Below are 12,180 nucleotides of genomic sequence, written 5' to 3'. Positions count from 1 at the left end.
GAAAATTCTCCTCTTTATCAAATTCTACCTGCAGCATCCTTAATGATTTGTTCATCAGATTTTTCTTTCCAGTCATGAGGTGAAAAGTTAAAAGTAATACTTGGGTCATCAAAAAATTCATAAAGGGCAGGTCTTAATCTTTTTGCTTTTTCATTTCTTCGCTCTGATCTTTTTCTATCTTTTGGTAAACGAGTAACTCCTATACAATAAATTTTATCCATTTCATCGACGTCATCTTTATAAAGTTCCTTTGCTAAAGAAATATTTTTTTCTTTACTTGAGTTTAGATTTGCTTCAGTGGGAATTGCATTATTAAGACTCTCATAGAAAGGAAATAGTCCTTTACCAAAACTAGATGATTTGATACCAAAAAAATTATATAGAATATTGAAATCATCTATAATTAAACCATTATTATTTGCTTCAACTACCAACGAATCTTTAATAGTTGACTCTTTATAAAATGTTAATTGTACCTTTGCATATTTATTTATCCTTTTAATAAATTCACCTTTAAATCTACGAATAAATACTAAATAATTTTCATCTTTGTACTTGAATTTAAATGAATCAATAATGTAATCTTTATTACTCATATCATCGAATATTAATTGCATATTTGATAAATGTAAATTGCACATGGATATCTACTCCTTATAAAGTAAACTGGTTTTTATATTATAATTATCCCAACAACTCTGAAGTTGTCATTATTTTTTACGCTTAATGAAAAATATGAAGCAATATAGATTAACGGATAACAATATTATTAATAGCACGACATTAAAAATACACTTTATTTTTCCTTCTAATAAACTAGTACACCGACAAAAAATGATAGAGCAATAAGAATCCACAAGCAACCAAGCCCCATTTTATTATTATTATTATTTTTACTTTGTGAAAGGGTAAAGGAATTAGAGTTATTATGCGGTTCTTGTGACTTAGTAGTTACTTTTGATTCAGAGGAGTTAGGTGTTTTCCTTATACTAGAATTTGATATCGAATTATTCCTAGTAACCCTTGCTTCAATTCCTCTAAAATTGTATTTTTCTGGTTTTGTGTTAGCTTGTTCATCTAGATATTTATTAATATAGGGGAAGTCTTCTATTGATAAAGGAATGTTATGTACTTTAGATATAATAATATTAAAGAAGTCTTCGCATAAGTTTTTATTTGCATCTACAAACAATGTTATATCTTTATAAAATAAGGTTTTAAGTGTTTGTTCGTTTACATTTTTAATTAATAATTGATTTTCATAATATTCCAAATAATCAGAGCTTATATAAAAATAATCGAATATATTTTTGTCTTCTTCATATTCAAACCAATATCCTTGAAGTTCCAAATCTCTATAAAATTCTAAATAGAAGTAAAGGTTTATATATTGCCGAATGTAATTTTCATCTTTTCCTATTTTTTTATAATAGTTTATTAGAGAATTTAGAATACTAGTTAAGTTATATTGGTTGGTTTTAGTATTATTATGTTTTATAAGTGTTAAATATATAGTTTCAATTTTATCTTCTGAATTAATATTTTGGTTTGCAATATTATGTGCTGAGGCTAAGCTAATTAAATGTGAGTTATAAAAATGTAGAATGTAATCAGTTTCTTTTAGTAATTCTTTCCCACTAGATGTAGCCACATATACTTCGTCTAACTCCACATCTTCTATAGGGATATTTTCTTTTATTCTTTCAATGAGTTCTTGTTTTTTACCACCAACTTTTAAATTGTTATTTCTAAGTATTTTCTTTAGTTCAGTAACTTTTAATAACGGTAAGGAATTATCATAATCAGATTTTAAAACCAATATTTTATTATCTATTAGATTTTTCAAATGATTCTTAACTGAAATTTTATTTTCAATTAAGTAATTATGGTTAGTGACTTCATTTCCAACTTTTCTATTTACATTTAAATGTAAAATAAGTAAATCATATGCATTCAGTTCCATTTATAATCTCCTTCACTTATATTCATACTAATTTTTATATTACAATTCTCCCAACAACTCTAAAATTGTCATTATCTCTTACATAGATATCATCATAGTAAGGATTGATTGATACCAACTTCACTGTCTTATCATTAAAAACAACTTTCTTAATCAATGCAGCATTATTTAATACAACTAAAGCAATTGTGTTGTTAAACACTTGAGTTTGTTTGCTAACGAAAGCATAGCTCCCTTTATCAAAAATTGGTTCCATGGAATCGCCATTAACCAGTATTCCGAATTCAGCATCTTTAGGTAGATCATTTACATTGATATTAATTTCTTCATATAAAACATCATCATATAGTTCTTCACCCACACCAGCACCAGTCGCACCGTATATAGGGAAGGGGATTACATTTTCTTCATTTTCTTTATTTTCTTTTTTGTGATTATATATATTAGTTACATTAAAAGTATCTTCATTTACTGTGCTTTCTTGTTCTTTATATTGATGTTCAGCATAAGAAAGGACACGATGTTGTGCTTCACTAGTTAATTTAATAGATACTTCTGTTATTTGTGTAATGGTGGGATTTGTTAATTCTTTTCTAACCAAATCAATGGGTTCAACATTAAATACATGAGCTATCTCAGGAAGTTTTTCTAGTTTAGGACTTCTAATTCCTTTTCTCCAACGCGTAACAGTAGTTCTGTTAACATCAACTAACTCACCAAGCTTAGTATCATCTATATTGTTTTTGTGCATAAGATATTCTAAGTTTTTTGGGAATTCATTCATTATAAATTTCTCCATTCATTTTTACGTTCTACACTGTAATTATATATTCAGAGTTCCAAAAATGCAATGGAATAATGGAATAAGGTAAAGAGTAGCAAAATTTAACTTTTAGCACTTGCAATTTTGGAACACATGAGGTACAGTTGAATCAAGGAGGTGTTCCAAAAATGCACAAAGAGTTGTATAGCTTCAGAAAAGAAGCTAAAAAAACACAGACTTACATGGGAGAATTAATTGGTGTATCAGCTCAGCAATATGGTAAAAGAGAACGTGGTATTTTACCAATAAATTTAGATGAGGCAGAAATATTCTCTGAAGATTTGAAAATTCCAATTCAAATGTTGTTTCCTAAATATTTTTTTAAAAGTAATGTTCCAAAAATGCACATGAATAGTAAAGAGAAGGTAGAGAGTTAGTGAAAATTCGGGAGGTGAAGGAATGGAAAATTTTGAAGGCAAATTAAAAGAGTTACAAGACAAAGTGAAAAATAAAGAAATTAAATCTATTGAATGGGCTCAAGAAAACGAAGAAGTAAACGGTGGCAAAACTATCATTACCACAAAATTTAAGTATGAAGTCCCTACGCCAATAAAGCGGAAGGACTAAAAATTAGAACCTAGGCAAACTAAGTAAGTTATCTGTTTCGGTTCCGTTCCCTACAGTGCGAATGTATGGAGAACGTCCTGTTGGGTGAACAGATTCAACCCTAGCTTTAGAGTTGTAAGAAGTTGTATAGAAATATTCAAATCCGCTATCCAAATATCTTACAACTTGAGCAACAGTTTCAGAATCACCATTATGCAATAAAACTTCACTGATTTTCTCAGTCCCGTTATTTGCATTACTAGTTAACCTAATCTTTTTGATCTCAATGGCCATAATTTTCACTCCTTTCTTAAAAGGTTAAGAAAATTATAGCACAAAAAGCGTAGCAAAATACTATTTATTTTATACACAAATCGATATTTAGGAGGAAACAGAATGAGCAATTTATACAAAATAACCCTCCTTATCACAATGGTGGTTGTAACTTGGAAGGTTTGTAAGATTGAAAATTATTTAAATTCATTATTTTTAAAGTAAGGATAATAAGTTGATAGAAAACTAATTAAACTTACTATTGCAAATATTAATGAATTTTGAATTTGCAAATCATCATTGTTTATATAATTTACAGTGAAGTTTTCTATATCTGCTCCTCCTACAATTCCACTTGTCCAGCGTATAACTGTTTTGAAAGGATGTGGATAATCATTTTTGAAAGCATTGATAAATTCATTGTATCTACTATAAGCGTCATTTTGATTTATTGGATAGGACGAATTGATGGCTTCAGTCAAAGTAGAGATAGCAGTTGGATTGATATAAAAATCTCTAATAGTTTGTTGAGCTTGAAGGACTACATCATTATCAAACCTATAAGATTCTTTAAACGATTTTATAGCAATTTCAGAAAATAAATTTCTTTGTATGTTTACTGTATTAGCAGAATTTATTGATTTAAGAATTACGTTTTGCATCTTTAATATTTCATCAACATTTGAATTATTGAAAGTATTTACAATACTTTTTATGGTCGAACGATTATTCTCTGCAATCCTCTTAGCATGAGCTGCAATCCCCATCATATTGTTTATATGTGCTTTAGGGATACTTTGAAACATTTCCATTTGTTTCTTATTTGCATTAATGACACTTTGAATAGCAGGATCTATAAAATAATTTTGATTCAAGACTTAAAACACCTCCATAAGATAACGAGAATATTATACATGAAAGGAATAACTATATTGATTCTAAAACAAGTATTAAAAATTACACTCCTAATCGTCATCTTGGCGGAAGAGATTAAGAGTGTTATAAAACCTAATTACCTAATTATGATGAATATAGACAAAGAAATATTGAAAGATAAAGTAGATAATTTTATAACTACTTATAATTCAAATCTAAATTAATAGTTGAATTACAATATCTACATTTACCCTTACCATTTTTGAATTTAATCTTTCTTTTCTTTTGGCATTCAGGACACTCAATTTCGTGAGTTGTATTTAATAATTCATCATTTAAATGAGACTTCATATCCTTTTCAATACCTTTGAAAAATTTATCTATATCTTTATTTCGACCCATAATACAACACCACCTTCTTTCGCAGTAGCGATAAAAATAGTATAGCACAACCTAAATGTGAAAGGCGTGATTACATGACACAATTAACAGTCACCATACCAGAACAATATGTAGTCATTACAAAAGATGAACACAATCAACTTATTATGAATCAACAAAAAGCAGTATGGACTATGGATGATTTAAAAGAAAATTTAAAGATTAAATCAGATGAAGTTATTAAAGATAGATTACTGGATAGGCCAAAGTTTAAAAGAAAATTAATTGAATTAGACATTGTTCATGAACCTAATCGTGATTTTAATCAATGGAGATTTAATGGGCCTAAAATGTACCAATTTATTCAAGATAATTGGAAAGAGATTTTTAGAAGGAGGTGAATAGTATGAGCAAAACTGATTTTGCTTTTTATATTGGTGTGATGGTATGGGTTACAACTACTTTTTACATTTTATTACTTTCAGAAGATTTTCATCTGAGTATTGTGTTGGGTGTAGCTTTGGGAATAATAAGTGGCAGTTTAGCAAGATGGTTTTACGATATAGCAATAAAAAAAGACTGTTAGCAACAGCAATTACTAACAGTCAGATACAAAAATATACAACTTAAATATACACAAAGTTAGGGGGGATTAGTCAACTTGAATAATTATTTTATAAATACAAAAGATATGTCTCATATAGATTGGTTGAATGCTCGTAAAAGTGGAATTGGTGGTTCTGATGTAGGTTCAATACTAGGTGTTAATAAATGGAAATCACTAATACAGTTATATTTTGAAAAAATTGGTGAAGTTAAAGAACCAGTTTTACACAATGAATATATCTATTGGGGCAATGTTTTAGAAGATATAGTTGCTCAAGAGTTTAGTAAACGTACAGGTAAAAAGGTTAGAAGAGTTAATAAGATGTTCAGACATCCTAAATATGATTTTATGATCGCAAATATAGATCGTTCCGTAGTTGGCGAAGAATCTTTATTAGAATGCAAAACCACTTCAGAATTCAATAAAGACAAATGGGAAGATGATGAAATTCCCAGCTCTTATCTGGCTCAAGTACAACATTATTTAGCAGTTACAGGTTATAAAAAAGCTTATATTGCAGTGTTGATTGGCGGTAATAGATTCATATGGAAAGAGATTGAACGTGATGAAGAATTAATTAATCTCATTATAGATAAAGAAAAAGACTTTTGGGAGCGATATATATTGGGGAATGAGATACCCGATATGGATGGTTCAGATGCTACAAGTGAATTTTTGAAGCAAAAATATCATGAAAGTTTTGATAGTGAAAAAACATTAAACAATGAGATTGAAACAACCATTGAAGCATTAAATGCAGTAAAAGAAGAAGAAAAAGAAATTAGAACACTTAAACAAAAATATGAAAATGAAATAAAAGCAACACTAGGAAATGATGAACTCGGAATATCTAAAAATTTCAAAGTATGTTGGAAAATGCAAAATAAAACATCATTTGATAAAAAAGCATTTGAACAAGATTATCCAGATTTAGCGACCAAGTATACAAAAGTATCAAAGTATCGAGTACTTAGAATTAAACAATTGAATCATTAGGAGGATAGTAAATGGCAACAAATGAAACGTTAAAACAAAAAGTTATTGAACATAAACCAAATGGAGTCAAAGAACAAAGTCCAAAAACACAATTAAATCATTTACTGAAGAAAATGGCACCAGAAATTCAAAGAGCATTACCTAAGCATATGGATTCAGATAGAATGGCTCGAATAGCTATGACTGCAGTAAGCAATACCCCTAAATTATTAGAGTGTGATCAGATGAGTTTTATTGCTGCGTTAATGCAAGCATCACAGTTAGGTGTAGAACCTAATACAGGACTAGGCCAAGCGTACTTAATACCATATGGAGGTAAAGTGCAATTTCAATTGAGCTATAAAGGATTGATAGATTTAGCTACTAGAAGTGGCCAATATAAATCAATCTATTCACATGAAGTATATATCAATGATGAGTTTGAATATAGATATGGCTTATTCAAAGATTTAATACATATTCCATCGCAAGAACCCGAGGGAGAACCAATTGGTTATTATGCAGTTTATCATTTGAAAAATGGTGGGTATGACTTTGTTTATTGGACAAGAGAAAGAGTTGATAAACATGCTAAAGCATTTAGCCAGGCTGTTCAAAAAGGATGGACATCTCCTTGGGTTACAAATTATGATGCTATGGCTAAGAAAACAGTACTCAAAGAAGTATTAAAATATGCACCAAAATCTATTGAAATGAATAAAGCAGTTGAAAATGACAGCACAATTAAGGAAGAGATAGACAAAGACATGTCCACTGTAATCGATGTTACCGATTATTCAGAGGTTGAAGAGAGTGAAAGTATAGAACACCAAGATAAAAGTGAATAAGGGGAGCAAATAGCTCCCTCTGTTTTAAGAGGTGAGAAAACATGACCGGATGGATAAAAGTTCATAGATCTATAAGAGAACATTGGTTATATGAAGAAAAGAGAAAGTACTCTCGTTTTGAAGCATGGTTAGATATTTTATTGATGGTTAATCATGAGGATAAAAAAGTCTTGTTAGGAAAAGAATTAATTTTAGTGAAACGTGGACAAAAAATCATTAGTATTAGAAAACTTTGTGAAAGATGGTCTTGGTCTAATAACAAGGTGAAAATGTATTTGAAAACATTGGAAAGCGACGGTATGTTAACAACAAAAAGCGACACAAAAAAGACGCTCTTAACCGTTGTCAATTATGAGTTTTATCAAAGTAGAGATTCAGAAAAGCGACGCAAAAGCATCACCAATGCATCACAAAAGCATCACGAAAGCGACACAGATGCATCACAAAAGCACACAAACAAGAATGAGAAGAATGTAAAGAATGAGAAGAATGAAAAGAAACAACCACAACTAGATATGAGTAATAAAGACAGGAGTATAGGAGATTGTGAAATTTACAGTAGTCCCCCCAAGGTGTTGGCGTATGACTTCTTCCAACAAAACGGCTTCGGTAACTTACAGCCCTATATTGTTGATCAAATTAATGCATGGATTGATGAATTCCCAAATGATGCAGATGAAATTGTTATTAAAGCAATGGAGATTGCAGTAAGTAATAATTCTAAACGCTGGAATTACATCAACGGCATACTTAAACGCTGGTATCAAAACGGCGTGAAGTCATTGAGTGATGTTGAAGCATTGATTAATACTCAAAATTTAAATGCTAGCGAGAAAAAGGATTGGGATAATCCTTATCTTAAAGTGATTGAGGAGTTGCGAAATGGATAGTGAAACTATGAGTTGTGCGGAGCGTGAAGAATTAAGAAAATATGTTGATAACAGAAAAAAAGAATATCACCGAAACATCATGAACCAAAGTGTTACTCCAATGACGAAAATAGCCGATATCGCAAAGAAACTTCGAGAAAACAACCCTAAAATAAGCAGAGTGGTTGTAGAGGAATTAGGGCTTACCTGTGAGAAGTGTAAGCACAACTACGACTACTACAAATTTGCGAGTGGTTATGAATATAAAGACGGGTGTACGTGTGAATCAAATGCGCAATTGAGAGAAGCAAAGCTACGTCGTAAAAATGCAATAGAGAGCCAAAAAGTTAAACGTATGTTCAAGTATTCTCACGTAAACGACGAAATTAAAAAAGCAACTTTCGATGAATACATACCAGCAAATGAGATACAACAAAAAGCAAAGGCTATCTGTGAGCGGTATGTAGAGAACTTTGACTTAAATAACAAGCAGTCATTAATCCTCACTGGATCTTGTGGGATAGGAAAATCACATTTAGCAATGGCTATAGCTAAAGAGATAATGAAGCAGCGATATACAGCTTTATTTTTAAATATTCAAGATGCTATCTCGATGTTCAGAAGCACATATAGCAATAATTCTAGTGAGCACGAATCAGAACTTTTAAAAATAATAAAAAGTGTTGACCTAATGGTGATTGATGATTATGGAATTAAGCTTAATGACTATGGAATGGGGAAACTTTTCCAAATTCTAGAAAGTCGTGTAGATAAGCATAATATTATAACCACGAATTTAAGGCTAGAGGAAATGACGAATGGTCTAGAATCAGAACGGATATTTAGCAGAATGATTAAAAATGCAACTGTACTTGAAATGAGCGGTATAGATTACAGATTGAAAAACTTGAAGGTGATTCGATGATTACAACAGATTATGTCAGAGCTTATTTAAATGTTCCAGGTTTGTCGGATGAATATGTAGAAAAATTAATTGATTATGCTGATGGTGATATTTATAAGTTAGATAATTTATTAGTTCAAAAAAAGTTAGAAAGAGAAACAAGAAATGGTATTTACGATTACGAGGTGAATTCAAATGAAACAGTTCGGCTTGTATGATGGAAACGGAAAATTAATGTTTCATGTGAGCTTATATCCTAATGGGCTATATGAACTTACGGGTGTTGAACGAACATTTTACTCAGGAAAACATTGGAAACTTACGGAAGATGAGTTAAACACATTTATTAAAAGTGATAAGTTAACAAAAGAATATCAAACATGCATGTTTGAGTATATATAGTAGGTGATTGCTTTGTCAGAAGAAACAGTAACACTTAGATATACGGTGGAATTCGAAAAGCGAATAAAGGCTGCACAAGGTAAATACGAAACTAGACAAAATTTCATTGATCGCTTAGCAGATAATTTATTTAAACATGAAAATGATTATACAGACGCTACAGTTTTAGGAATAGCAAACGTAGAGGAGAAATGCTAATGCATCAATTTAAAGTAAAAGGTAAGGAATATCCTTTAACTAAAGAAATGAAAATACATCTTCAGAAAAATAAAGTATCTATGGCGCTATTATGCAGAAGAATTGAGTTAGGTTGGTCATTATATGAATCAGTAAATGTTCCAGTTGGTATGAAGATAAAAGAGTTTAGAGAAAATGAGCAAAAGCGAAAAGTAACTTGCATAGAACATAACAAGAAATTGCACATATTACTTTTAGAAGAAAAACAAAAGAGAGAAAAGAAACCATGGTTATACGATGGTACGCCTCAAGTACATCCAAGAAGTCAATATGTGCAAGATATGATGGTAAATGATGTGTTTCCTAAATTATAATAAGACTATAAAAATTCAAAATTTGTGATTTTTAAATACGGTAATACAAAAAGCAATTGAAGCACCTATTGCTGATAAAATACTAAATATTAGAGTTGTATCAGAAGGTTCTGTTGCGGCTAACACTAACGAAAAAATGAAAATAATAGGTATTATCCCCAAATAACAAACTAAAATCAATTTTACATATATTGGTTTGAAAATAATATTAGTAAACGAGGCAATTAAAGTGATTGTCGAAATAATAAAGAAAGCAACAGTAATAGAAGTACCAAATCCAATTTTCCAGTGACTTTGTATTGCTTCAATTAATATTTCTAAATTTGAATTTTTCATATTTTTATATAAATATGGCTTAAATGTATTGAAAAATGAAATAGTAGACCAAAAAGAAAAAACGGCAACAAGAAAAGTTATAAATCTTGCTATTATTTTACCTTTTGGTGTGATTAAAAAATTGAGTATATTATCTTTAAGTTTCAACAAATTTAAATTCTCCTTTTAAAATTATTCGTGAATATGATAATGAGAAACATTTAATTGTAATTATTCAATATCAATTAAATTTAAGTATAACAGTACTTAATGTAGGAATGGGAAATAGGTTTAAGTTTTTGACAAGTTTTATATAAATACAATTACATTATGAATTAAAGGGAAGTGATTTAAAATGTGGTTATTTATTATTATGGCATTTTTAGCTTTATTACTTATAGGTTTTATATCAGAAAATAGTAAATTGAAGGGACAACTAGAGTCGAGAGAGTATGAGAAGCAATTACTTCAGAATAGACTAAAACAATTTGAGAAATAAGGGAGGGGGGGATAATGAGCAAAAAGAAATACGGTTTAAAATTATCAACGGTTAGAAAACTAGAAGATGAGCTTGTTGATTATCCAAATTACCATAAACAGTTGAAAGATCTAAAAGAAGAAGTTATGAATCCATGGATAAGAACGGATACTAACATTGGTGGGGAGTTCATACCTTCTAATCAGTCTAAAACAGAAATGGTCGTAACTAATTATTTATGCGATATTAGAAGAAATAAAATATTAGAATTCAAAAGGGCTATTGAACGTGTAATTAATACATCAAGTCGAAAAGAGCATGAATTCATCCAGGAGTATTATTTCAATCAAAAACTGATTGTTAATGTATGTAATGATATACACATATCTGAAAGTACAGGGCATAGAATAAAGAAGAAAATTGTATTGAAACTGGCAGAAGAATTAGGGGAATTATAGAATGACAGTAAAATGACAGTTTTCGATACCTAGAATGTATTAATATGATATATGTAAACAACTATAGTTTACGATACATGTAATGTCTTGTATAGGTTTTCCTCCTAAAACCTATGTACTTAATTAACACCACTTTGACCTATCCAGCTACGAACTGGATAGGTTTTTTAAGTTGATTAATGTATGGCTATAGACTTGATAATAGAGTATTATAGTTGTGTGAGAGCAATTAAACTAAAGGGGAAGATGATATTGCATGAATATTTTAACTATTTAGAACAAAATCCCAGCATGATACCATTATTTACTGGTTTATTTGCATTTATAGGTGTTATGCTAAGTTCTATTTTGAAAATAATATTCGATTTTTTTATTAATAGGAGGACTGTTAAGGCAGATTTAGTTGCTAAATCTAGAATTGAGTGGATTCAAGAAGTGAGAAAATTAACAGCAGAATTTATTAGTATAAGTATGAAATCGTTCAGATTACACACAAATATAATTAATGCTAGCACTGTTCATCAAGTAAATGTAGCAATGACAGAGTATAGTAATAACTATTTTGAATTAACAAAGAAATATAACTTATTAAGATTATATTTACCAGAAGTTACTTATAAAAAAGATAAGAAAATAAAGCCGAAAAATTGGTTTAAAAGAAGGGAAAAACAAAAGTTCCCTAATGATTTTAACATGAAATATATGAAAGTTTTAAACGATGTGAGGTCTGCTAGTAGAACTCTTAAACAAAATGCCTCAACTCATAAAACTAATTCTGAATTAAAAACAAAAGATAAATTAAGTTTAAAAAACGCAAATAAAGACCTTGCAATTTTTTCTGCAGAATATTTGAAAAATGAATGGCAAAAAGCAAAGTCTATTAAATAGTGCCTATAATGGGCGCTTTTTTT

General features: G+C 29.7%; 21 protein-coding genes. 14 read left to right on the top strand and 7 right to left on the bottom strand.

The window, feature by feature from the left end; translation table 11 throughout:
• Positions 1 to 17: 17 nt before the first annotated feature.
• The 3 genes from LG295_RS09155 to LG295_RS09145 all read right to left on the bottom strand — a co-directional run bounded on the left by LG295_RS09155 (position 18) and on the right by LG295_RS09145 (position 2,747).
• A complete protein-coding gene (locus LG295_RS09155) occupies positions 18 to 641 on the bottom strand; it encodes a DUF6037 family protein (protein ID WP_404475740.1) in 624 nt (207 codons plus the stop codon).
• A 167-nt stretch (positions 642 to 808) separates the two neighbouring features.
• Positions 809 to 1,963: an SAP domain-containing protein gene (locus LG295_RS09150; RefSeq protein WP_232164492.1), complete on the bottom strand. Its 1,155-nt coding sequence runs from the start codon at positions 1,961 to 1,963 to the stop codon at positions 809 to 811.
• Between the two features lie 34 nt (positions 1,964 to 1,997).
• Positions 1,998 to 2,747, bottom strand: a complete 750-nt coding sequence (locus tag LG295_RS09145; protein ID WP_404475739.1) for a helix-turn-helix domain-containing protein — start codon at positions 2,745 to 2,747, stop codon at positions 1,998 to 2,000.
• A 167-nt stretch (positions 2,748 to 2,914) separates the two neighbouring features.
• Here LG295_RS09145 and LG295_RS09140 point away from each other — a divergent pair, with 167 nt between their 5' ends.
• Positions 2,915 to 3,163 carry a helix-turn-helix transcriptional regulator gene (locus LG295_RS09140; protein ID WP_404475737.1) on the top strand — a complete coding sequence of 83 codons (249 nt, stop codon included), beginning with the start codon at positions 2,915 to 2,917 and terminating at the stop codon, positions 3,161 to 3,163.
• Positions 3,164 to 3,185: 22 nt separating this feature from the next.
• A complete protein-coding gene (locus tag LG295_RS09135) occupies positions 3,186 to 3,353 on the top strand; it encodes a hypothetical protein (protein WP_164972240.1) in 168 nt (55 codons plus the stop codon).
• 3 nt (positions 3,354 to 3,356) lie between these two features.
• Here the strand turns inward: LG295_RS09135 and LG295_RS09130 are convergent, their stop codons facing one another.
• From LG295_RS09130 to LG295_RS09120, 3 genes are all read right to left on the bottom strand, one after another.
• On the bottom strand, positions 3,357 to 3,626 hold the full coding sequence (locus LG295_RS09130; RefSeq protein WP_069838029.1) for a DUF3892 domain-containing protein: 270 nt from the start codon (positions 3,624 to 3,626) through the stop codon (positions 3,357 to 3,359).
• Positions 3,627 to 3,802: 176 nt separating this feature from the next.
• Positions 3,803 to 4,480, bottom strand: a complete 678-nt coding sequence (locus LG295_RS09125; RefSeq protein WP_404475734.1) for a hypothetical protein — start codon at positions 4,478 to 4,480, stop codon at positions 3,803 to 3,805.
• 199 nt (positions 4,481 to 4,679) lie between these two features.
• Positions 4,680 to 4,883, bottom strand: coding sequence for a hypothetical protein (locus tag LG295_RS09120; protein WP_135059279.1), 204 nt, complete (start codon positions 4,881 to 4,883; stop codon positions 4,680 to 4,682).
• Positions 4,884 to 4,957: 74 nt separating this feature from the next.
• Between LG295_RS09120 and LG295_RS09115 the strand changes: the two genes are divergently transcribed.
• From LG295_RS09115 to LG295_RS09075, 9 genes are all read left to right on the top strand, one after another.
• A complete protein-coding gene (locus LG295_RS09115) occupies positions 4,958 to 5,263 on the top strand; it encodes a DUF771 domain-containing protein (protein ID WP_101051287.1) in 306 nt (101 codons plus the stop codon).
• A 5-nt stretch (positions 5,264 to 5,268) separates the two neighbouring features.
• Positions 5,269 to 5,448: a hypothetical protein gene (locus tag LG295_RS09110; protein ID WP_404475732.1), complete on the top strand. Its 180-nt coding sequence runs from the start codon at positions 5,269 to 5,271 to the stop codon at positions 5,446 to 5,448.
• Between the two features lie 75 nt (positions 5,449 to 5,523).
• The gene (locus LG295_RS09105) at positions 5,524 to 6,465 is read left to right on the top strand and encodes a YqaJ viral recombinase family protein (RefSeq protein ID WP_404475730.1); all 942 of its coding nucleotides are present in this window, start codon (positions 5,524 to 5,526) and stop codon (positions 6,463 to 6,465) included.
• 11 nt (positions 6,466 to 6,476) lie between these two features.
• Positions 6,477 to 7,292, top strand: coding sequence for a recombinase RecT (locus LG295_RS09100; RefSeq protein ID WP_404475728.1), 816 nt, complete (start codon positions 6,477 to 6,479; stop codon positions 7,290 to 7,292).
• 41 nt (positions 7,293 to 7,333) lie between these two features.
• Complete coding sequence (locus tag LG295_RS09095; protein WP_404475726.1) at positions 7,334 to 8,182, top strand: DnaD domain-containing protein; 849 nt, start codon at positions 7,334 to 7,336, stop codon at positions 8,180 to 8,182.
• A complete protein-coding gene (locus LG295_RS09090) occupies positions 8,175 to 9,086 on the top strand; it encodes an ATP-binding protein (protein ID WP_404475724.1) in 912 nt (303 codons plus the stop codon). The genes LG295_RS09095 and LG295_RS09090 overlap by 8 nt, the downstream gene beginning before the upstream one ends.
• On the top strand, positions 9,083 to 9,283 hold the full coding sequence (locus LG295_RS09085) for a hypothetical protein (RefSeq protein WP_404475722.1): 201 nt from the start codon (positions 9,083 to 9,085) through the stop codon (positions 9,281 to 9,283). Before LG295_RS09090 ends, LG295_RS09085 begins: the two co-directional genes overlap by 4 nt.
• Before the next feature lie 196 nt (positions 9,284 to 9,479).
• Positions 9,480 to 9,665, top strand: coding sequence for a hypothetical protein (locus LG295_RS09080; RefSeq protein WP_119616189.1), 186 nt, complete (start codon positions 9,480 to 9,482; stop codon positions 9,663 to 9,665).
• Positions 9,665 to 10,018: an SA1788 family PVL leukocidin-associated protein gene (locus LG295_RS09075; protein WP_164972274.1), complete on the top strand. Its 354-nt coding sequence runs from the start codon at positions 9,665 to 9,667 to the stop codon at positions 10,016 to 10,018. The genes LG295_RS09080 and LG295_RS09075 overlap by 1 nt, the downstream gene beginning before the upstream one ends.
• 15 nt (positions 10,019 to 10,033) lie before the next feature.
• Here the strand turns inward: LG295_RS09075 and LG295_RS09070 are convergent, their stop codons facing one another.
• On the bottom strand, positions 10,034 to 10,504 hold the full coding sequence (locus LG295_RS09070; protein ID WP_061050638.1) for a hypothetical protein: 471 nt from the start codon (positions 10,502 to 10,504) through the stop codon (positions 10,034 to 10,036).
• Between the two features lie 184 nt (positions 10,505 to 10,688).
• Between LG295_RS09070 and LG295_RS09065 the strand changes: the two genes are divergently transcribed.
• The 3 genes from LG295_RS09065 (at position 10,689) to LG295_RS09055 (ending at position 12,157) form a co-directional block, all read left to right on the top strand.
• Entirely contained in the window at positions 10,689 to 10,832 is a 144-nt protein-coding gene (locus LG295_RS09065) for a hypothetical protein (protein ID WP_164972273.1), read from the top strand.
• Positions 10,833 to 10,846: 14 nt separating this feature from the next.
• Positions 10,847 to 11,269, top strand: a complete 423-nt coding sequence (locus tag LG295_RS09060) for a DUF1492 domain-containing protein (protein WP_404475719.1) — start codon at positions 10,847 to 10,849, stop codon at positions 11,267 to 11,269.
• A gap of 183 nt (positions 11,270 to 11,452) precedes the next feature.
• Positions 11,453 to 12,157 (top strand): hypothetical protein, encoded by a 705-nt coding sequence (locus LG295_RS09055; RefSeq protein ID WP_404475717.1) that lies wholly within the window; start codon positions 11,453 to 11,455, stop codon positions 12,155 to 12,157.
• The last annotated feature ends 23 nt before the right edge of the window (positions 12,158 to 12,180 follow it).

This window comes from Staphylococcus pseudoxylosus, assembly GCF_044794325.1.
Classification (GTDB): Bacteria; Bacillota; Bacilli; order Staphylococcales; family Staphylococcaceae; genus Staphylococcus; species Staphylococcus pseudoxylosus.
Note: the sequence above shows the minus strand (reverse complement) of the source record. Positions and strands in the feature narration are given on the sequence as shown.